At 74.7% G+C, this 19176-nt stretch carries 21 protein-coding genes; 9 read left to right on the top strand and 12 right to left on the bottom strand.

The genetic code is table 11. From position 1 onward, the window contains the following. Positions 1 to 137: 137 nt before the first annotated feature. The 5 genes from ACFU6K_RS03870 to ACFU6K_RS03850 all read right to left on the bottom strand — a co-directional run bounded on the left by ACFU6K_RS03870 (position 138) and on the right by ACFU6K_RS03850 (position 3892). Complete coding sequence (locus tag ACFU6K_RS03870; RefSeq protein WP_380660720.1) at positions 138 to 707, bottom strand: beta-ketoacyl synthase N-terminal-like domain-containing protein; 570 nt, start codon at positions 705 to 707, stop codon at positions 138 to 140. Further along, positions 704 to 1861, bottom strand: coding sequence for a beta-ketoacyl synthase N-terminal-like domain-containing protein (locus ACFU6K_RS03865; RefSeq protein WP_380660719.1), 1158 nt, complete (start codon positions 1859 to 1861; stop codon positions 704 to 706). Before ACFU6K_RS03865 ends, ACFU6K_RS03870 begins: the two co-directional genes overlap by 4 nt. Further along, positions 1858 to 2124 (bottom strand): acyl carrier protein, encoded by a 267-nt coding sequence (locus ACFU6K_RS03860; RefSeq protein ID WP_380660717.1) that lies wholly within the window; start codon positions 2122 to 2124, stop codon positions 1858 to 1860. The genes ACFU6K_RS03865 and ACFU6K_RS03860 overlap by 4 nt, the downstream gene beginning before the upstream one ends. After that, positions 2121 to 2396: a phosphopantetheine-binding protein gene (locus ACFU6K_RS03855; protein WP_380660716.1), complete on the bottom strand. Its 276-nt coding sequence runs from the start codon at positions 2394 to 2396 to the stop codon at positions 2121 to 2123. Before ACFU6K_RS03855 ends, ACFU6K_RS03860 begins: the two co-directional genes overlap by 4 nt. A gap of 77 nt (positions 2397 to 2473) precedes the next feature. Continuing rightward, complete coding sequence (locus ACFU6K_RS03850; RefSeq protein ID WP_380660714.1) at positions 2474 to 3892, bottom strand: class I adenylate-forming enzyme family protein; 1419 nt, start codon at positions 3890 to 3892, stop codon at positions 2474 to 2476. Positions 3893 to 4321: 429 nt separating this feature from the next. Here ACFU6K_RS03850 and ACFU6K_RS03845 point away from each other — a divergent pair, with 429 nt between their 5' ends. From ACFU6K_RS03845 to ACFU6K_RS03835, 3 genes are read left to right on the top strand one after another with little or no spacing between them, the layout of a single operon-like run. Next, positions 4322 to 5098, top strand: coding sequence for a class I SAM-dependent methyltransferase (locus ACFU6K_RS03845; protein WP_380660713.1), 777 nt, complete (start codon positions 4322 to 4324; stop codon positions 5096 to 5098). A 38-nt stretch (positions 5099 to 5136) separates the two neighbouring features. After that, positions 5137 to 6072 carry an alpha/beta hydrolase gene (locus tag ACFU6K_RS03840; RefSeq protein ID WP_380660711.1) on the top strand — a complete coding sequence of 312 codons (936 nt, stop codon included), beginning with the start codon at positions 5137 to 5139 and terminating at the stop codon, positions 6070 to 6072. Next, a complete protein-coding gene (locus tag ACFU6K_RS03835; RefSeq protein ID WP_380660710.1) occupies positions 6069 to 7388 on the top strand; it encodes a PLP-dependent aminotransferase family protein in 1320 nt (439 codons plus the stop codon). The genes ACFU6K_RS03840 and ACFU6K_RS03835 overlap by 4 nt, the downstream gene beginning before the upstream one ends. Before the next feature lie 63 nt (positions 7389 to 7451). On the opposite strand, the gene ACFU6K_RS03830 is transcribed toward ACFU6K_RS03835, so the two are convergent. The 4 genes from ACFU6K_RS03830 to ACFU6K_RS03815 form a co-directional block, all read right to left on the bottom strand. Continuing rightward, entirely contained in the window at positions 7452 to 8216 is a 765-nt protein-coding gene (locus ACFU6K_RS03830) for an ABC transporter permease (protein ID WP_380660708.1), read from the bottom strand. A gap of 72 nt (positions 8217 to 8288) precedes the next feature. Continuing rightward, positions 8289 to 9263 (bottom strand): ATP-binding cassette domain-containing protein, encoded by a 975-nt coding sequence (locus ACFU6K_RS03825; RefSeq protein ID WP_380660707.1) that lies wholly within the window; start codon positions 9261 to 9263, stop codon positions 8289 to 8291. A 117-nt stretch (positions 9264 to 9380) separates the two neighbouring features. Beyond that, on the bottom strand, positions 9381 to 10583 hold the full coding sequence (locus ACFU6K_RS03820; RefSeq protein ID WP_380660705.1) for a glycosyltransferase: 1203 nt from the start codon (positions 10581 to 10583) through the stop codon (positions 9381 to 9383). After that, positions 10580 to 10879, bottom strand: a complete 300-nt coding sequence (locus ACFU6K_RS03815; RefSeq protein WP_380660704.1) for a hypothetical protein — start codon at positions 10877 to 10879, stop codon at positions 10580 to 10582. Before ACFU6K_RS03815 ends, ACFU6K_RS03820 begins: the two co-directional genes overlap by 4 nt. 142 nt (positions 10880 to 11021) lie before the next feature. Between ACFU6K_RS03815 and ACFU6K_RS03810 the strand changes: the two genes are divergently transcribed. From ACFU6K_RS03810 to ACFU6K_RS03790, 5 genes are all read left to right on the top strand, one after another. Further along, positions 11022 to 11954, top strand: a complete 933-nt coding sequence (locus tag ACFU6K_RS03810) for a 3-oxoacyl-[acyl-carrier-protein] synthase III C-terminal domain-containing protein (RefSeq protein ID WP_380660703.1) — start codon at positions 11022 to 11024, stop codon at positions 11952 to 11954. 127 nt (positions 11955 to 12081) lie between these two features. Next, positions 12082 to 12372 (top strand): phosphopantetheine-binding protein, encoded by a 291-nt coding sequence (locus ACFU6K_RS03805; protein ID WP_380660702.1) that lies wholly within the window; start codon positions 12082 to 12084, stop codon positions 12370 to 12372. A gap of 4 nt (positions 12373 to 12376) precedes the next feature. Continuing rightward, on the top strand, positions 12377 to 13162 hold the full coding sequence (locus ACFU6K_RS03800; protein ID WP_380660701.1) for a hypothetical protein: 786 nt from the start codon (positions 12377 to 12379) through the stop codon (positions 13160 to 13162). Continuing rightward, positions 13159 to 13836 (top strand): 4'-phosphopantetheinyl transferase family protein, encoded by a 678-nt coding sequence (locus ACFU6K_RS03795; protein ID WP_380660700.1) that lies wholly within the window; start codon positions 13159 to 13161, stop codon positions 13834 to 13836. Before ACFU6K_RS03800 ends, ACFU6K_RS03795 begins: the two co-directional genes overlap by 4 nt. 123 nt (positions 13837 to 13959) lie before the next feature. Continuing rightward, entirely contained in the window at positions 13960 to 15714 is a 1755-nt protein-coding gene (locus ACFU6K_RS03790) for a condensation domain-containing protein (protein WP_380660699.1), read from the top strand. Positions 15715 to 15743: 29 nt separating this feature from the next. On the opposite strand, the gene ACFU6K_RS03785 is transcribed toward ACFU6K_RS03790, so the two are convergent. Further along, positions 15744 to 16475, bottom strand: coding sequence for a hypothetical protein (locus ACFU6K_RS03785; RefSeq protein WP_380660698.1), 732 nt, complete (start codon positions 16473 to 16475; stop codon positions 15744 to 15746). After that, positions 16472 to 17071, bottom strand: a complete 600-nt coding sequence (locus ACFU6K_RS03780) for an RNA polymerase sigma factor (protein WP_380660697.1) — start codon at positions 17069 to 17071, stop codon at positions 16472 to 16474. Before ACFU6K_RS03780 ends, ACFU6K_RS03785 begins: the two co-directional genes overlap by 4 nt. Positions 17072 to 17356: 285 nt before the next feature. Here ACFU6K_RS03780 and ACFU6K_RS03775 point away from each other — a divergent pair, with 285 nt between their 5' ends. After that, positions 17357 to 18160: an SAM-dependent methyltransferase gene (locus ACFU6K_RS03775; RefSeq protein WP_380660696.1), complete on the top strand. Its 804-nt coding sequence runs from the start codon at positions 17357 to 17359 to the stop codon at positions 18158 to 18160. Between the two features lie 30 nt (positions 18161 to 18190). On the opposite strand, the gene ACFU6K_RS03770 is transcribed toward ACFU6K_RS03775, so the two are convergent. Then, positions 18191 to 18913 carry a DUF981 domain-containing protein gene (locus ACFU6K_RS03770; protein WP_380660695.1) on the bottom strand — a complete coding sequence of 241 codons (723 nt, stop codon included), beginning with the start codon at positions 18911 to 18913 and terminating at the stop codon, positions 18191 to 18193. Positions 18914 to 19176 lie beyond the last annotated feature (263 nt).

The following is a 19176-nucleotide window of genomic DNA, read 5'->3' as shown; positions in this document are numbered from 1 at the left end:
GGCGGGAGCGAGGCGGGAACGGGCGGGGCGCTGGTGTGCCGGGTGCGGCTGCGTCAGGCGCCGGGCCTCGATGGTTCCTACGGCCGGGGGCGGTCGGAGGGTTCAGCGCGGGCCGTGGTTCGGTCCGGTCGGAGGGTTCAGCCGGGTCGGTTCCCCGCCGCCGGACCGGCGAGCAGGACGGCCGCGGCCCGGTCCCCGTCGGGCGTCTGCTCGACGGCGACGGCCAGCACCCGGTCGGCGTCGCCGTCCTGGAGCAGCAGTGCGGCGAGTTCGAACGCCTCGGCCGGGACCAGGCCGGGTTCGGCCTCGGCCGGGCAGATCGCCACGATCGGGCCGGTCAGGCCCCAGCGCGCGGAGATGTGCCCGAGGACGGCGTTGGGGTTGGACTGGAAGAACAGCAGCGGGCCGGTCCGCTGTCCGGGTTCGGCGCTGCGCTCGATGGCCCGCGCGGTGTCGAGGTCGCCGCTCGCGCTGGCGAGCAGCAGGGCGGTCCGTCCGGGGGCGGGCGGTTCGCCGTGGTGGGCGCGCAGGCAGCGCTCCGCGGTGTCGGCGACCAGCGGGTTGAAGGCGGAGGCGGCGAAGCCGGGCAGCGGTGGCGGCGGCCCGTCCAGGCCGGGTGCGGGGCGGCGGGCCTCGGCGAGGATCCGCAGTCCGCGGGTGCGGTCGGCAGGGGTGCTCATGGCGGTGGTCATGGCGGTGGTGGTCATCCCGGGGCCAGCAGGAGGGCGGTGTTGGCGCCGCCGAAGGCGGAGTTGAGGCTGAGGGCGTACGGGGGCCTGGCGGCGCGCGGGCCGTCCAGGACGAGGTCCAGTGCGAGGTCCGGGTCCGGGCCGAGCCAGCCGGCGTTGACCGGGAGCAGGCCGGTGCCCAACGCGCCGATGGTGACGGCGAGTTCGAGCAGCGCGGAGGCCTCCAGGGCGTGCCCGTGCACGGACTTGCTGGAGCTGACCGGCAGGCGGTCGGTGTGCGGGCCGAACACCCGCCGCAGGGCGCGGGCCTCGGCCCGGTCGGCGAGGGTGGAGCCGGTGCCGTTGGCGTTGACGTAGCCGACCTCGGCCGGATCGACGCCCGCGCGGGTGAGCGCGGCCCCGATCGCCCGGGCCGTCCCGTCGCCCTCCGGTTCCGGGCGGCAGACGTGGTGGGCGTCCCCGGCCCGGCCCCAGCCGGCCAGCCGGGCGAGGGCGGGCGCGCCGCGCCGTTCGGCGGCCGGGGCGGACTCGACCAGGACGGCGGCGGCCGCGTCGGCGAGCACGGTGCCGGTGCGGCCGGCACTGAACGGGCGGGCCTCGCCGTCCCGGGCCAGCGCTCGTCCGGCGTCGAAGACCGCGAAGACGCCCGGCCCGACCAGGTGCCCGGCCGCGACCAGGACCCGCTCGTGCCGCCCGGAGGCGACCAGGGCGGCCGCGTCGGCGACGGCGGTCGAGGCGGCCACGCAGGCGCCGTTGTACACCCGGGTGACACCCGGCGCTCCCCAGCCGGAACGGACCCCGGCGGCCACCGCGTCGGCGGTCGCCCGGGTGCGCTCGTCGCTGTGCAGGGCGAGCAGGACGGGCAGGCCGGCGCCCTCGGCGGCGGTCAGCCCGGCCTGCCCGCAGGCCTGGCCGATCGCGTCGAGCACGGCCCTGGCCAGGGGGAAGGTGCAGGCCAGGGGCACGGTGTCGGGGAACAGCGCGGCCCGGGTGGTGCGGCGGGCGCTCACGTCGAAGCGGGTGACCGGGCCGGACAGGACCTGGCCGTGGGTGGCGGCCTCGGTCAGCGCGGCGAGCCCGCGCCCGGCGGCGCTGAGCACCCCGACGCCGGTGACCACCGCCCGCCCGCCGGTCCGGCCCGGCGGGCCGGAGCCCGCGCCCACGGGGATCACGGCCGTGCGCCCGCGCGGTCGGCGAGGACGGCCTCGCGCAGCAGCCCGGTGGCGTCGTCGACGGTGCGCACCGCGCCGAAGCGGTCGTCGTCCAGGTCCAGCTGGATCCCGTATCGCTGCTCGAACTCGGCGACGAGCCAGGTGAGTTCGAGCGATCCGAGGTCCTCGGGCACGGTGTCGACGGCGCGCTGCCCGAACGCCGCCAGCATGGTCAGGACCTCGGCCCGGTCCGGCAGGGCGTCGGGGAGCGGGGAGCCGGTCACGCGGCGCTTCCGGCGGTGGCGGCGAGGGCGTCGACCCGGCGGGCGACGTCGCCGGTGAACTCGTCCAGCGTCATCAGCGCGGTGGTCTCCATCTCGTCGAGGTCGAACTTGATCCCGAACTCGTCCTCGACCTGCACCGACAGGTCGGCCAGGGCGAGCGATTCGAGGTCCAGCCCGGCCGGGCCGAGGTCGGTGTCCCCGGTGGCCTCGGAGACGTCGTACTGCATCTCGGCGAGTGCCGCCAGGACGAAGGCGCGGATGCGGTCCTGCATGGTGGGCTCCTTGTCGGGGTGGTGGTGCGAAGGGATCGGGGCGCGGCCGGGTGCGGCCGGCGCGCCGGTGGGAGCGGTCAGCCGGCGGTCGCGCGCAGGGCGGCCGGGTCGCGCAGCAGCTTTCCGGTGGCGGTGCGGGGGAGCCGGTCCAGTCGGGCGAGCCGGCGCGGCCGCTTGTAGGCGGCCAGGCGGCGGGCCAGCCCGTCCTGGACGGAGGAGAGGTCGGCCCCGGGTTCGGTGGCCAGGTAGGCCTCGATCGCGCCGCCGTCGAAGACCACCACGGCCTCGCGGACCTCGGGCAGTGCGGTGAGCGTCTGCTCGACCTCGGTGAGGTCGACCTTCAGGCCGCCGATCGAGACCTGGGAGTCCAGCCGGCCGAGCACGGTGACCAGGCCGTCGGCGGTCACCTCGGCCGCGTCCCGGGTGTGCAGCCAGCCGTCCGACCAGCGGGTCGGGTCGTCCAGTCCGGGGTACGGGGAGGACTTCGTGCCGATCTGCAACTCGCCCTTCACCAGGCGGAGTTCCATGCCGTGCACGGGCCGCTTGGCAGGGTGGAGCGTACCGGAGAGGTCGGTGGCGATCACCCCGGTCTCGGTCATGCCGTACATGGTGCCGAGCGGGACGCCGTACCGCTCGGTGAACAGCGCGGGCAGTCCCGGGCGGACGAGTTCGCCCGCCACGACCATCCGCCGCAGCCGGGGCAGCGGCGGGGGAGCGACCACCCCCGCCAGCAGTTCGGCGTGGAAGGGCACCCCGATCACGGTGGTCGGCCGGTCGCTCGCGGCGACCTCGGCGAGGATGCCCGCCGCCGTCATCCGCTCCGGCACGGTGAGCGCGACCCGGGCGTGCAGGCTGTTGAGCAGCCCGCCGACCAGGCCGAGCACGTGCACCACCGAGGAGAGCAGGACGACCCGCTCGCCCTCGCCGGGGAACTCCACCAGCCTGTGGTAGCAGTCGAGTTCGCGCAGCAGATCGGCCGCGGTGCGGGCGATGACCTTGGCCGGACCGGTGGATCCGGAGCTGAGCTGGATCAACGCGTGTCCGGTGCGGGCCGGGCGCCCGTCCGCCAGTGTGACGGCCACCGGCTCGACTTCGGAGAAGCCGCGCAGGGCCGCCGCCGACCGATGGGCGGAGCCTACCAGCACCTGCGGGGCCAACCGGGCCACCGCCGCGTCGATCTCATGGTCGGTCAACCGGTGGTCGAGCAGCGCGACTTGGGCACCGAGGCGCCAGCATGCCAGCAGCACCGCGACGAACGCCACCGAGGGCGGCAGCCGCAGCGCCGCCGTCCTGCCGGGTCCGAGCCCGGCGGCCGTCAGCCGCTCGGACTGCTCCTCGACCAGGGCGCGCAGGGCGTCCCGGTCGAGCGGTGCGCCGAGGCGCAGGCACTCCTCGCCGCCGGGGCCGGCCAGCAGCAGCCGGTCGACCCAGGAGTCCGGGGCGTCGGAGTGCGGCAGGAGGGCAGGCGGAAGTACGGAGGGGAAAAAGCCGGTCAACGCGGCTCCACACAAGTGAGGGGATTTGACATGAACGCCGTTAACAAATCCGAACGGCCAATTCCGTGGCCAGACCATGGCACAGACGTTTGGTCAAATCAAGGTCTATACCAATGTGGTCGTTGCTCCTACGCTGCCGAAGCAGGACCGGCCCGCGTGTGGCCGCCCTGGAACGAGGAATGCCCGTGGGACTTCTCACGCTGGCCGGGATCGAGCGTGCGGCGCACGCCCAACCCCCACCGGAAATCTCGGATTTCATCGAAGGCGGCAGCGGTGCCGAATGCACCTTGACGGAGGGTCAGGAGATGTTCGGGCGCCACGCGGAGGGGTGGGCAGCCACCGCCCGTACGGCCGGCAGGCCCCGAGCCCCGCGCGGCCGTTGAACCGCGCCGTAACCGAACCGCGTTCTCCCCCATGGAGGTCCGACACATGACCGAGCAGAGCGAACGATTCCCGGGCTGGGACTGGGACGACCCGGACGGGCTGGCTCCCCGGCTGGACGCCTTCAGCGAGCAGGTCGCCACCTGCGACACGCTCGAAGCGCACCCCGGCGGGCTGCCGCGCGACCGCCAGGGCCTGCGCGAACTCGGCATCGCCGGAATCGAGTTCGCCGCCTTCCGGACCGCCCACCCGGAGGGCCTCGGCACCGACCTCGCCACCCTGCGCAGCCCCGACGCCGCCACCGTGCCCGGCACCCTCTACCGGGTCGACGGCGACCGCTGGTTCACGCAGCTCGACATCTCCGAACCGCTGCCCTTCGCCGACGCCAGCGTCGACTGGGTGTACGCCGAGCACCTGATCGAGCACGTCACCATGCCCGTCGCCGTCGGCTGGCTGCGCGAGGCCCGCAGGGTGCTGCGCCCCGGCGGCGTCCTGCGCCTGACCACCCCCGACCTCGCCCGCTACCTGGTCGGCTACGCTACCGGCGACGGCTTCCTCGGCAAGCACCGGCGCCGGCTGACCACGCTCGGCTTCGGCCCGCCGATGCCCGAGCGCCCCGCCTTCCTGGTGAACCAGATCTTCCGGTACTTCGGGCACCAGTGGATCTACGACCTGGACGAGTTGCGGCACGTCCTCATCCGGGCCGGCTTCGACCCCGACGGCATCCGTCAACGCGCCTACCGGCAGGGCGCCCGTCCGGACGTCGCCGACCTCGACACGGCCTTCCGCACCGACGAGACCGTGTACGTCGAGGCAGACTGCTGAACCCGCCGCCGAGCCCCGCGCACCGAACGGATCCGCCCATGCCCCTGCACCCCCAGGCCGAGGCGCTGCGCGCCCGGCGCGCGAGCAGCGGTACCCCGCCGCTCTACACCCTCACCCTCGCCGAGGCCCGTGCCGCCGACCTCGCGGACATCCGCGCGGCGGCCGGCACGCCCGAGCCGGTCGCCGCCGTCGAGGAGCACCGCATCCCCGGCCCCGGCGGCGAACTCGCCCTGCGGCTCTACCGCCCCGAGGCTCCCGGCCGCCGACTGCCCGCCCTGCTCTACCTGTTCGGCGGCGGCTGGACGCTCGGTTCGCCGGACACCAGCGACGCGATCTGCCGCCGGCTCACCAACGCCGTCGGCTGCGTCACCGCCTCCGTCGGCTACCGGCTCGCCCCCGAGCACCCCTTCCCCGCGGCGCTCCACGACAGCCGCGCCGCGCTGCGGCAACTGGTCGAACGGGCCGAGGCGTTCGGCGTCGACCCGGACCGGATCGCGGTCGGCGGTGACAGCGCCGGCGGCAACCTCGCCGCCGCGCTCACCCTCCTGCTGCGCGCCGAGGGCGGTCCCGCCCTGCGCCACCAGCTGCTGGTCTACCCCAACACCGACCACGGCGCCGACACCCCGTCGCTGCGCGAACACGACGACCCGGCACTGTTCAACCGCCGCTCGGTGGACTGGTACTGGGGGCACTACCTGGCCGACCGGGGCGACGGGGCCAGCCCGTACGCCTCCCCGCTGCGCGCCGCCACCCTGGCCGGCCTGCCGCCCGCGACCGTGCTGACCGCCGAGTACGACCCGCTGCGGGACGAGGGCGAGCAGTACGCCGAGGCGCTGCGCGCCGCCGGGGTCCCGGTGGTGTCGCGCCGCTACCCGGGCATGCCGCACGGCTTCTTCGCCATGACCGGCACCCTGGACGACGCCGCCGAGGCCCAGGCCTTCGCGGCCGGGTGTCTCCGGGAGGCGCTGCGGTGACGGTTCCTCCCGCTCCGGGAGGCGCCGCGGCGCACCTCCGACTGGACGACCTGCACGCCTCCCTGGCCGATCCGCTGCTGGACGCGATGACCTTCCTCAACGAGGTCACCACCCGCTACCCGGAGGCCGTCTCCTTCGCTCCGGGCCGCCCCTACGAGGGCTTCTTCGAGCCCGAGGACATCCCGGCGTACCTGGAGACCTACCTCGCCCACCTGGCCGACCGCGGCCTCGGCCGGGACGCGGTGCGCACCGCGCTGTTCCAGTACGGGCCGACCAAGGGCCTGATCAACGAGCTGGTCGCCCGCGCGCTCGCCAATGACGAGGGCCTGACCGTCGACCCCGGGGCCGTGGTGGTCACCGTCGGCGCCCAGGAGGGCATGCTGCTGACGCTGCGCGCCCTGTGCGCCGGCCCGGACGACGTCCTGCTGGTGAGCTCGCCCTGCTACGTCGGCGTCACCGGCGCCGCCCGGCTGCTCGACCTGACCGTCCGCCCCGTCCCCGAGGGCCCGGACGGCGGGCCCGACCCGGCGGCGGTCCGCGCCGCCGCCCGCGCGGTGCGGGCCGAGGGGCGCCGTCCGCGCGCCCTCTACGTCGTCCCGGACTTCGCCAACCCCTCCGGCACCAGCATGCCGGTCGCGGCCCGCACCGGGCTGCTGGAGGCCGCGGCCGAGGAGGGCGTGCTCGTCGTCGAGGACAACCCGTACGGCTTCTTCTCCCGCACCCCGGGGCAGCGGCCCACCCTCAAGGCGCTGGACCGCCGCCGCCAGGTCGTCTACCTGGGCTCGTTCGCCAAGACCTGCTTCCCCGGGGCCCGCCTCGGCTACGTGGTCGCCGATCAGGAGGTGGTCGGCCCCGACGGGCGGCGCAGCCTGCTCGCGGACGAGCTGGCCAAGTTGAAGAGCATGACGACGGTCAACACGCCCGCGCTCAGCCAGGCCGTCATCGGCGGCATGCTGCTGACCCACGACTGCCGTCTGCGGGCCGCCAACGCCCCTGCCACGGCCCACTACGCGGCGGGCATGGACACCCTGCTGCGGGAGCTGGACCGGCACTTCCCGGCCTCCGTACGGCGCAGGCTGGGCATCTCCTGGACCCGGCCGGACGGCGGCTTCTTCGCCGTGCTGACGGTGCCGTTCGTCGCCGACGAGGCGGCCATGGAGCGCTGCGCCCGCGACCACGGGGTGCTCTGGACGCCGATGGCGCCGTTCTACCCGGCGGGCGGCGGCGAGCACCGGCTGCGGCTGTCCGTCAGCTCGCTGACGCAGGCGCAGATCATCGACGGCGTGGCGAAGCTGGCGGCCTTCCTGACCGCCTGAGGCCGCGACGGGGACGACGGAGGGGCCCGGCTCACCGCGAGCCGGGCCCCTCCGGGTCGTCCGTCAGCGCACCCGGGTGGAGAACAGCCGGGCCGACCAGTACACCGCCAGGACGGTCATCACCGCGACGACCAGCAGCCCCTGCCAGACCACGCTGTCCCCGGCGTGCCCGGAGAACAGCGCGCGCATGCCCTCCACCGCCCAGTAGAAGGGGTTCCATTTGGCCGCCTGCTGCAGCCACTCCGGCGCCAGGGTGAGCGGCAGCAGCACCCCGGACAGCAGCGCGATCGGCTGCGCGATGGTGTTGACGACCGGCGACATCGCCGCGTCGGTCGGCACCATCAGCGCGATGCCGAAGGAGATGGCCGAGGTCATCAGCGCCAGCAGGCCCAGCAGCAGGTAGGCGAGCAGCAGGTTCAGCGGGCTCACCCGCAGCCCGAACGGCAGCGCGATCAGGGTGATCAGGACGGCCTGCACCAGCAGCGCCACCATCTCCCGCATCGCCCGCCCGATCAGCAGCGCCAGCCGGCTCACCGGGGTCACCCGGGAGCGCTCGATGATGCCGGCCCTGAGCTCGCCGAGCAGGCTGAAGCCGGTGTACAGCCCGCCGAAGATGCACAGCACCGCCAACAGGCCCGGTACGTACACCTGGTAGGCGTCGGCGTAGCTGCTCGCGCCCTCCGGGGCGAGCACCTTCTTCAGCAGCGGGGCGAACAGCAGGAGGTAGAAGACGGGCTGGATGATGCCGACGGCGATCCAGATCGGGGTGCGGATCATGAGCAGCAGCTGGCGCTGGAAGACCAGCCAGGTGTCGCGGGCGAGCTTCACGGTCTCCCCAGGGAGGTGTGCGGGTCCGGATGGGGCGGGGGCAGGACTGCTCGGCGAGCGGCCGGTGCGGGGTCAGGACTGCCGCAGCGAGCGGCCGGTGCGGGCCAGGAACACGTCGTCCAGGCTGGGCCGTTGGAGCTGCACGGTGCCGGGCGTCAGGCCCGCCGCGTCCAGGGCGCGCAGCAGCTGGGGGATGGCGGCGGCGCCGTCCTCCAGGTACAGCCGCAGCCCCTCGTCGCCGTTCTGCTCCAGCCGGTGCAGGTACGGCTGCGGGCGCAGCACCGCGGCCGCGCGCTCGAAGGCGGCCTCCGCGGCCTCCAGTCCGACCAGGACGACGTCGCCGGAGATCTCGCGCTTGAGCGCCTCGGGGGTGCCCTCGGCCACCACCTGGCCGTGGTCGACGATGGCGACCCGGTCGCAGAGCGCGTCGGCCTCGTCCAGGTAGTGGGTGGTGACGACCACCGTCATGCCCTCGGTGCGCAGCCGCCGGATCTCCTCCCAGACGTACGCCCGGCTGGCCGGGTCCAGCCCGACCGTGGGCTCGTCCAGGAACAGCACCCGCGGCTGGTGGATCACCCCGAGCGCGATGTCCACCCGGCGGCGCTGGCCGCCGGAGTAGGTGGCGCACGGGCGGTCGCCGAACTCGGTCAGGTCGAAGGCCTTGAGCGCGTCCGCGGCGGCCTGGACGGCCTGCGCCTTGGCCGCGCCGTACATCCGGGCCTGGAGCACCAGCTCCTCGCGGGCGCTGACGTTGTCGGTGGTGCCGCCGCCCTGGGCGACGTAGCCGATCCGGCGGCGGACCCCGGCGGGGTCGGTGAACAGGTCGGCCCCGGCGATGACGGCCTGTCCGCCGTCGGGGCGGATCAGGGTGGCCAGCATGCGCAGGGTGGTGGTCTTCCCGGCGCCGTTGGGGCCGAGGAAGCCGTAGATCTCGCCGGCGTCGACCGACAGGTCGATGCCGCGGACGGCGTCGACGGTGGCGTCGCCGCCGCTGCGGCGGGAGGTCTTCTTGCGGTAGGACTTGCGCAGTCCCGTGGTCTCGATCAACGGGAACTCCCGTGCGGGGATGGGCTGCCACGGCACCTGGGAAGGCGGGGCTCGGCACCTGCGGAGGGCGGTGCTGCTGCGACACCCTAGGGCGAACCCCACCCCGGAAACAATGGCCTAGACCAATGGACGTCCGTTCTCCCGGTCTGCTACAGGGCGCCGGTGCGGGCCGGTTCGGCGGAGCGCCGCCAGCCGGTCCGCCGCGGCCACCGCACCGCCCCCGGCCAGCAGGTCCGCGCCGACCTGAACCGCCCGCCGCCGGTACTCCGTGGAGTCGAGTACGGCCCGCAGCGCGCCCGCCAGCCGTTCCGGCGTGACGCGCGCGAACGGCACCCGAAGTCCCGCGCCCGCCGCCGCCACCTGGCCGGCCACGACCGGCTGGTCGTGCCGGATCGGCGCGGCGACCAGCGGCAGGCCGTGCGCCAGTGCCTCGCCGACGGTGTTCATCCCGCCGTGGCAGAGCACCGCGTCCAGCTCGCCGCGCGCCATCAGCTCCAGCACCGGCGCCCGCTCCACCGCCACGGCCCTGGAGGGGAGTTCGGGCAGCAGCCCGCGCGGCGCGGCGAACACCGGCTGCACGTCGTCGCCGCACAGCTCCAGCGCCCGGACGGACCGGGCCAGGAAGTCCGCGCCCAGCTCGCCGGCCAGCGTGCCCATGGTGACCAGCACCCTCCGCCGGCCGGGCAGCAGCTGCTCCCACGGGAAGTCCGGGTCGTGCGGCCGTACCGACAGCACCGGGCCGACCAGCGCGTGCTCCGGCGGCGGGGTCGAGCCGGTCAGTGCCGGACCGGTGGTCGCCAGCACCAGGGCGGGGGAGAAGCGCGGGTCCAGGTACTCCTCCGGGGGCAGCGCGGCGCGCTCCCACAGCCCGCGCAGCAGTCCCGCCATCCAGGCCTCGACCTGCGGCAACGCCCGGTAGGGGCGCCCCAGTTCCATCGCTCCCGGTGCGAAGGACGCCCATGGCAGCCCGTGCCGGTGCGCGACCAGCGCGCCCGCCGGGGTGTGCTGGTCGACCAGCAGGACGTCCGGCCGCCACTCCCGCACGATCGCGTCCAACGGCTTCGCGGTGAACCGCGCGTACGGGACGATGAAGCCCTCCCAGAGCGTGCGCAGCGCGGCCAGCCCGTGCCCGCCCTGGGCCCGGAACGCCCGGGTGCCGGTGCCGAGTACCTCGGCGTGCGGGCCGAGCAGCGGGCGCAGCACCGACTCGGTGCCGGTCCAGGCGACCTGGTGGCCGCGTGCGGTCAACTCGGCGGCGATGCCCGCGGCCGGGTTGACGTGGCCGGTCAACGGCGGCATCACCAGCAGGAACCGGGTCATCGCGCGTCCTCCTCGGGGAGCAGCCGCCGCAGGTCGGCGACGGTCAGGGCCTCCAGGGCGGCCAGGTCCAGCCCGGCGCGCAGCGCGGCCAGGTCGGCCCGCGGACCGAAGCGCTCACGCAGCCGTAGGGACAGGTGGGCGAGTTCGTCCTCGTCCAACAGCAGGTCGCCGTCCAGTCGGGCGTCCGGGGTGACGTGGCGCGCCCAGTCGGGCGGCGCGCCGGCCGCCTCGACCAGCAGGGCCACCAGCTCCGGGCTCAACGGGGCGTCGGGGTGGCGGGGTTCAGGATTCGACATGAGAGATCTCCCACCTGCTCGACGGCACGGGGGTGAACGCGGCCGCGCCGGAGCGCGGTTGGCGGCTTCCGGGGAGCGGCGGCGACGACGGAGGGCCCGAGATCACTTGTGCGACCCGGCGGGCGTCGGAATACTAGCCCGGGTGACCGCACTGGAGGCAGTGGCCGTCCACCTCCCCCCACACGCCGTTCCCATCGAGGCGGTGGGCGAGCGCATCGGCCTGACCCCACGTCAACTCCGTCTCTTCCGCCGCTTCCACGGCCTGGACCAGCTGTGTCTGGACCCGACCGGGACGCTGCCCGACCTGCTCGACGCCGCCCTGGACAACCTGCCGGAGCTGCGCGGACGCGAACACGACGTCCGTTTCGTGATCCACGCCCGCAGCATGCCGGTGGCGGTGCCCCATCCGCTCAACCCGCTGCACGACCTGCTCGAAACCCGTGGACTGGCGCACGCCAACGCCTTCACGGTGACCCACCACGCCTGCGCGGTGGGCCTGCTGGCCATCGACCTGGCCGGCCGGCTGCTCGCGACCGAACCCGACCCGGCGGCGCTCGCCCTGGTGCTGACCGGCGAGAAGACCTTCACCCGGGACGCCCAGGTGGTGCCCGAGACCGGCATCTTCGCCGAGGGCGCGGCCGCCTGCCTGGTCAGCGCCGACGGCGAGCGCCACCGGATGCTCTCCTTCGCGGTGCGCCAACGCCCGGAGTTCGACGGCCGGCTGGCCGAGGACCCGGACCTGCTCGCCCGCTACCAGCGCGAGTACCCGAACGTGATGGTGGAGGCGATCGAGGCCGCCCTGGACCAGGCCGGTCTGGACCTCTCCGACCTGGCCGCGATCCTGCCGCACAACGTCAACCAGGCGTCCTGGCGGATGATCGCGCGCCGGATCGGCTATCCGGTCGAGAAAGTCGTGCTGGACAACGTGCGGTCGGTCGGGCACAGTTTCGCCTCAGACAGCCTCATCAATCTCCACACCGCCACCACGCGGGGGCTGCTCCGCCGCGGCGACCACTACCTGATCGCCGCCGCCGGTGTCGGAGCCACGTTCTCCGCGATGGCCATGCGGTACTGACGGCCCGCCGGCTCCCCCGGCGGCCGTCGTCCGCACAGCGACGCCGTATTCCCCACGCCACCCCAGAGCCCCGGGGCGCCTGCAAGCCCCGGAGCACACATCCCACGTACGACGGGACGGGACACCCATGTCAGAAGCCGCGGTCCAGACCACCGACCCCGAACTGCGCGAGCGCATCCTGCACGGCATCGGCGAGCTCCTGCCGCGCGTCCTCAAGCGCGAACTGCCCGAGATCCCGCAGGACGCCTGCCTCTTCGACGACCTCGGCCTCACCTCGGCCGGCACCATCGAGCTGATCCTGGAGCTGGAGGAGTCGCTCGACATCCAGGTGGACGTCGAGCAGATCACCGAGGACGACCTGCGGTCGGTCACCAGGCTGGCCGAGTACGTCGCCGGGCACGTCATCCCCGAGGACTGACCGGGTGGCCCCCGGTCCCACCGGCCTGCGGATCACCCGGGTGCTCGCCCGCCGCTCCGACGGCCGCTCGGAGACCTCGCTCGACCCGGACCTGCGGGTCTTCGTCTCCGACCTCGTCCGCCCCTACGGCCTGCCGCTGCGCGAGGACCTGCTGGGCGAGGGCGTCGGCCACTCCTACGAGGAGCTGGCCGCCGGACCGCTGCGCGAGGCGCTGGCCGAGGACGAGCCGGCGGACCTGCTGATCCTGGCCTTCGACACCCCGGACGTCCGGCCCGGCGCGCCGTCCTCGCTGGCGCTCCGCCGGTCCGTGCCGGGGAGCCCGCTCTCCTACGCGGTCTGCGACCAGGGCGGCGCGGCGGCCTTCACCGCCCTGCGGCTGGCCGCCGCCCACCAGCGCACCGGCACGTGCCGCCGGGCCGTGGTGGTGCTCGCCGAACAGAGCGCGCTGCACTACGAACCAGCCGGGCCGGTGCCGTTGCCGGAGCGGCACGCGGTGGTGGTGCTGGTCTGCGAGGAGGCCCCCGGCGACGGTCTGGCCGTCCGGCAGACCCGCGGCGAGGCCCGCCCGGCGGAAGCGGCCCGGGCCGAGGCCGAGGAACTCGGGGCGGAGGCGGCGCTCCTGCTCGGCCCCGGCTTCGGTGCCGAGGAGCCCCCGCCGGCCCAGCCGTTCACCGGACTCTGGGCGGAGCTGGCCGACCACCTCCCGCGGTGGCGGGCGGACGGCCGGCCCGCGCTGCTGGCCGGGTACGACCGCCGGCTCGGCGTGCTCAGCACGCTGGCCCTGCCGTGACGGCGATCGACCTCTGGCTGATCGATACGCGTCAACCAGCTCTGCCCGCTGCCGAGTTGTGGCCGTTGCTCGACCCGGACGAACGCGCCCGGGCGGCGCGGATGGAGCCCGGGGCGTGCGAGCGCTTCACCGTGGTGCGCGGTGCCGTCCGGCGGCTGGTCGCCGCCCGGCTCGGCCTGCCCCCGGCCGCACTGGTCTGGCGGTACGGTCCGCACGGCAAGCCCGAGCCCGCGGAGGCCGGCGGCCTGCGGGTCAGCTGGTCGGCCTCGGAGGCGTTCGCGGTGCTGGCCCTCGCCGAGGGGCGGGCGGTCGGCGTCGACGTCGAGCGGCTCCACGACCCCCGGACGGCGGAGCGGATGGCCGCCCGCTGGTTCCCGTTCGAGGAGGCGCGGTTCGTCGCCGAGCCCGTCGAACCGGCTGAGCGGGCGGCGCGGTTCACCACCCTGTGGTGCCGCCGCGAGGCCTGCGTCAAGGCGTACGGCGGGCGGCTCGCGCAGTCCTTCGGCGTGCCCGTGGGCGGCCCCTCGCCGGTGCTGGTGGCTGACCCGGGCGGGCTCGGCGCCGGCCCGTCCCGGCTCCGCGACGTTCCCGTGGCGGAGCCGTTCCGGGCTGCTGTGGCGGCCCTCGGAAAATCGCCGATACATGTCAACTGCCGTGTGTGGAAAGAAAATTGAGGACCGATCGAGCCCATCGAGGTTTGGTCTGGACCAGCTCACGAGGGCGCTGGTAGCGTCCCGATCACACCCCCTGCCGAACCCTCCCCGGTCCTCCCCGGCGAGCCGAAAGGCGCGTACGACGTGACACCGCACGACGCCCCACCGAACGATCCGACGTCACTCGGCGCGACACCGCGCGGCACGACACCGGCCCCCAGGCGGATCACCGTCCGGTACGCCGCCGAGGGCGGCGGCTCCGGCCCGCTCACCCGGGGCCAGGACAACATGGTCCTCTGCATCCGGCGCGACGCGCCCGAGGGGATCAACAGGGACTCCGTCTGGCCGGTGCCCGACGGCGTCTCGGTCCCCGCCGGGCTGGTCGCCCTGCGCCTGCTGGTCGAACGGCACGAGTCGCTGCGGACCTCCTTCCCCGCGGGCTCCGGCCCGGACGGTTTCCCGGACCGCCAGGTGGTGCACCGGAACGGCCGGTTCGCCGTCACGGTGGTCGAGGCCGGCGGCCGGAGTGATGCCGAACTGGACGTTCTGGCAGCCGAGTTGGGCCGGGCGGACGTCGCCGTCCCGGTGCCCCTCGACGCGCCGCCGCGGGTCCGGTTCACCATGGTCGCCGCGGGCGAGCGGCTGCTGCGGCTGGTCGCCGTGGTCTGCCACGCGGGTGCCGACGGCGCCGCCACCGCGGTGCTGATCCAGGACTGGCACGCCCTCGCCGCCGGGAAGGAGCTGCCGCCGGTCACCGCGCCGACCCCGCTGCAGGTCGCCGTCGCGGAGCAGAGCGCCCAGGGCCGCCGCAGGGCCGCGGCAGCGCTGCGGCACTGGGCCCGGATCCTGACCACCGGCCCGCAGGTCGTCTTCGCCGACGCGCGGATCACCGGCCCGCCCGGAGGTCACGGCGCCCTGCTGGTCCGCTCGCGCACCGCCGCGGACCACCTCGCCGCCGTCTGCCGGCGCACCGGCGCCAGCCCGTCGGTCGTCCTGCTCGCCGCCTTCGCCGCGCTGGTCGCCCACCGTTCCGGCCGCCGCGAGTTGGTGCTCTCGGCGCTCTCCGCCAACCGCCAGCGCGCCGCGCTGATCGACCACGTGGGCACCCTCGCGCAGGACGCGCTGATCCTCCTCGACACCGGCGCGGCCGACCTCGACCAGCTGATCGGCCGCGCCAAGTCCGCCTCGCTGAGCGCCTACTGGCACAGCACCCTGGACGCCCAGCAGGTCTGGCAGCTGGTGGACGACGCCGCCCACCTGCGCGGGGCCCGGTTCTCCCGCCAGGTGGTCGTCAACGACCTGAGCCTCACCATCCCGGCCGCCGTCGCCGACGCCCAGCCGGCCTCGGCCGTCGACCCCGAACTCACCGTACTGCCCGCCCCGCCGCTGCCGGTCCGGCTGATGTTCACCATCCTGCGGATCACCGGCAGCCTCGACTTCGCCCTGGTCGCCTGCCCCCAGGTGCTCGACCCCGAGGAGGCCGAGGGCTTCGCCCGGGCCCTGCCGGCCCTGCTCGCGGCCGCCGCCGAGGGCCCGGTGCTGCTGTCCGACCTGCCCGCCGTGCTCGGCCCGCCGGGGGGCGGCCGGAGCGGCGAATGGCGGCTGATCGACGGCGCCTGGATCGACCTCAGGGCCGTCCGCGAACTGCTGCGGACCGCCCTCGGGGAGCACCGACTCTCCGAGGAGGAAGGGAAGTTGGTGGTGGAGCTGGCCACCGGTGACCCCTCGTTCGGCCCGGTCGAGGCCCACCGTGCGGTGGTCGCCGCCCTGCCCGGACGCGACACCGCGATGGCACCGCACCACTACGTCGTGCGGCACACCGCCCCGGCGGGGGAGCGGACCGAGGCCGGCAGCGGGCGCGACCCGGCCGTCGTCGCCCGGCTGTCCGTGCTCACCTGAAGGGATGATCACGGCGGCCCGTGCGGCGCTCACCCCCACGGGGCGTCGTGATCATCCTCCGGCTCCCACGGAAGGTCCTCCCAGGAACAGGCGGAGGTCGCCCCCGAGGTGAGCCCCCAGGGGCTCGGCACCTCCTCCTCGCCGCCGTCCTGGACCGGCAGGCGGTCGATCACCGCGACCAGGGCGGGCGGCAGCTGCGGGGCCAGCCCGTGGTGCACCCGGGAGAGGATGTCGCGCCGCACGTCGTCCGGCAGCAGCGGCCGGTTCATCCGCAAGTCCCGTGGCCCGGGGGTCCGTTCGGCCGTGGCCAGCTGGTCCGACCAGGCCCGCCAGTAGTCGGCGTCGTCGCTCTCGCCGAGCATCAGGTGGTGCAGGTGCAGGCAGTACGCGGCCGTCCCGCTGCCCGAGCCGGCCGCGAAGCGCCACCAGAACTCGGCGCCCTCCTCCTTGCCGGTCGCGTACAGCAGCGCGCCGAACACCTCGGCCCCCTCCGGCTGGATCCGGCGCGCGTTCACCAGCAGGTCGAGTCCGCGCGAGGCGTCCGGCGCGCCCAGCACCAGGGCCACCACCAGGCCGAGTTCGAACGCGGCCTGCTCGTGCTCCGAGGGCAGGTGCGCGGGCGCGGCCGTGAGCTGTGCCCGGCGCACGGCGGCGATCCGCTCCGCATGGGCGCGTTCGGGCCGAGGGACGCGGAACACCGTGCGCCCGCCGTCGGCCCGGCCCGGTCCGTCCGGGGCCCGGTCCTCCGGTGCCGCGTTCACAGCTCGCCGCCGCCGTCCGGGAGTTCGCCCACCCCGAGCCGGCGGGCCAGCCTCTCCCGGGCGTGCCGGAGGTTGGAGTGCACCGTCGCCGCCGGCCGCCCCAGGTACGCCGCGATCACCTTGACGTGCAGGCCGAGCAGGTACCGCAGGATCACCACGTCCCGCTGCCGGTCGGGCAGTTCGAGGATCGCCGCGTACAGCCGCACCTCGTCCGCCTCGCTGTGCAGCAGTCCCTTCGCCACCTGCTTGAAGGCGCCGATCACGGCCGCGAAGGTGACCGCCTCCACCTCGACCGGCTCCTCGGAGGCCACCCAGTCCGCGACGTGCCGACTGGCCAACCGCCAGGCGTACGCGGCCGGTTCCTCGAACCGGAGCACCTGCGGCCAGCAGCGGGCCAGGTCGGCCTTCACCGCCGAGACCACCAGCTCCGCGTCGGACTGGCTGCCTATCCGGGTCAGGGCCAGGGCGCGCCAGGCGGGTTCGTGCGTCTCGCAGAAGGCCGCGTAGGGGAGGCCCAGGCGAAGTTCCGGGTCGGAGCGGAGTCCGGGGTCGGTGTCGGCCGTCGGCTCCGCCGCCGTCCCGCGGAGGTACGCCACGGCCGTTCCACCCCGGTGCCTGCGCGCCGGGGCGCCCCTGTCGATCGTCATCGAGCCTGCTTTCCGTGGCCGTCGGCTGCGCATCGGGCCACCCGAGGGTCGGGCTGTCTGCGCCCATCCTCATTCCATCAGGCCTGTCACTCCAGGCTGCAATCCGAATACAGATTGTCATCTCATGGGAACCAGTGGTTGGTTGGAATGCCCGGAAGCTGTTCGGAACACGAGGAGCCGCGCCTATCGTGGGCGGGGAGGATCGATCGGGCACGGCACCGGGGGGAGAACACGATGGGTCGCTACGACGGGGTGGACCTGCGGCTCAACGTTCCGCACTCGGCCCGGATGTACGACTACTTCCTCGGCGGGTTCACCAACTTCGCCGCCGACCGCGAGGCCGCCGGACACGCCCTCGCCGTCGCGCCCTGGCTGCGCGCCGCCGCCCGCGTCAACCGCTCCTTCATGCAGCGTTCGACCCGCGCGCTCGCCGAGCTCGGCTTCGACCAGTTCCTCGACATCGGCACCGGCATCCCCACCTCGCCCAACCTGCACGAGGTCGCCCAGGGCGTCCGGCCGGAGGCCCGGGTGGTCTACGTCGACAACGACCCGATCGTGCTCTCGCACGCCCAGGCCCTGCTCACCGGCACCCCCGAGGGACGCACCGCCTACGTCGAGGCCGACGCCACCGACCCGGCCCGGCTGCTCGCCGCCCCCGGCCTGCGGGAGACCCTCGACCTGTCCCGCCCGGTCGCGCTCTCCCTCAACGCCCTGCTCCACTTCGTCCCCGACGCCCACGGCGCGTACGGGCTGGTCGAGCACCTCAAGTCCGCCCTCGTTCCGGGCAGCGCCCTGGTGATGACCCACGTCAGCCCCGAGTTCGCACCCGAGGACATCGCCACACTGACCCGGATCTACGAGGCGGCCGGCACCGCGGCCCAGGCCCGCACCCGGCTGCGGATCGCCCGCTTCTTCGACGGCTGGACCCTCCTGGAGCCGGGGCTCGTCCCGATCGCGCAGTGGCGGCCGTCGCCCGACGAGGCCCCCGTCGCCGCCGAGGAGGTCTCGCTGTACGCGGGGGTGGCCGTCCGGCCGTGACGGGGCGCCCCCGGCCACACCCGCCGCCGGTCACATGGTGTTGACGATGAGCCCGATGTGGGTGAAGTAGTTCAGCCCGCCGAACGCCAGGAAGGCGAGGCCGGCCAGCCCCCACACGACGCCGATCACCGGGCTCATCCACCGCCGGGGGTCCCGCAGCGCGAAGGGGAAGAGCAGCGCCCCGATGCCGACCAGCACGTACAGCCCGGACATGAAGCTCGCCTCCAGCCACGGCCAGTCCGAGAACTCCCCGGAGATCGGCTCCTCCGGCGGGGCGGCGAAGAGCGTGTACTTCCAGCCCGCGGCGGCGATGCCGAAGCAGGCGAGCCCCATGCCGAAGACGAACACCGAGATCGGCGCGGCCACCCGGACGGTCCGGTCGAGGCCGTCCGCCGCGAGGAGTTCGCTGCCGCGCTTCCAGAGGTAGAAGGAGGCGGTCAGCAGGAAGACGCCGAAGGCCAGGGCGGGTTCGCCGAAGATGACGTTGTCGAACGGGAACCCCTGCCCGGCCAGCGGCCAGGTCAGGGTCATGTGCAGGCCGGTGGTGACGAGCGTGAACCCGAGGGCCCCGAACGCCAGCGCCCAGCCGTCGAGCGCGGTGCTGCGCCCCTGGACGAGGAGCCGGCGCCCCAGGGCGACCACCAGCAGGAGTCCGGCGCCGGCGGCCACCGACATGATCGTGTTGTAGGTCGGCATCCTGGCCCAGTCGATCTTCAGGCCGGATGCGGTGAGCGGCATGGCGTGCTGAATCATGGATCAGGGATGACGCGACACCGTCCGTCGGCAAACCGCGCGCCGCCCGGGTCCACCCGGCGGGCCCAGCCGTGCCCGCCCGCTCCCGACCGACCCCGCTCCCGCTCCCGTCCCACCCGCTCCACCCGTGCGACCCCGTCCCCCCGGGCCCAGACTGGTGGTGGATCGACGCTGCCCCGGGAGGCTGGGAGAGGCATGCTGCTGGGACTCACCACCGCCTTGGTCGCGACCGTCTGCTTCGGCTTCGGGGCGGTCTTCCAAGC

Source organism: Kitasatospora sp. NPDC057512 (assembly GCF_042802135.1).
Lineage (GTDB): Bacteria > Actinomycetota > Actinomycetes > Streptomycetales > Streptomycetaceae > Kitasatospora.
This window is presented reverse-complemented; position numbering and strand designations above follow the sequence as displayed.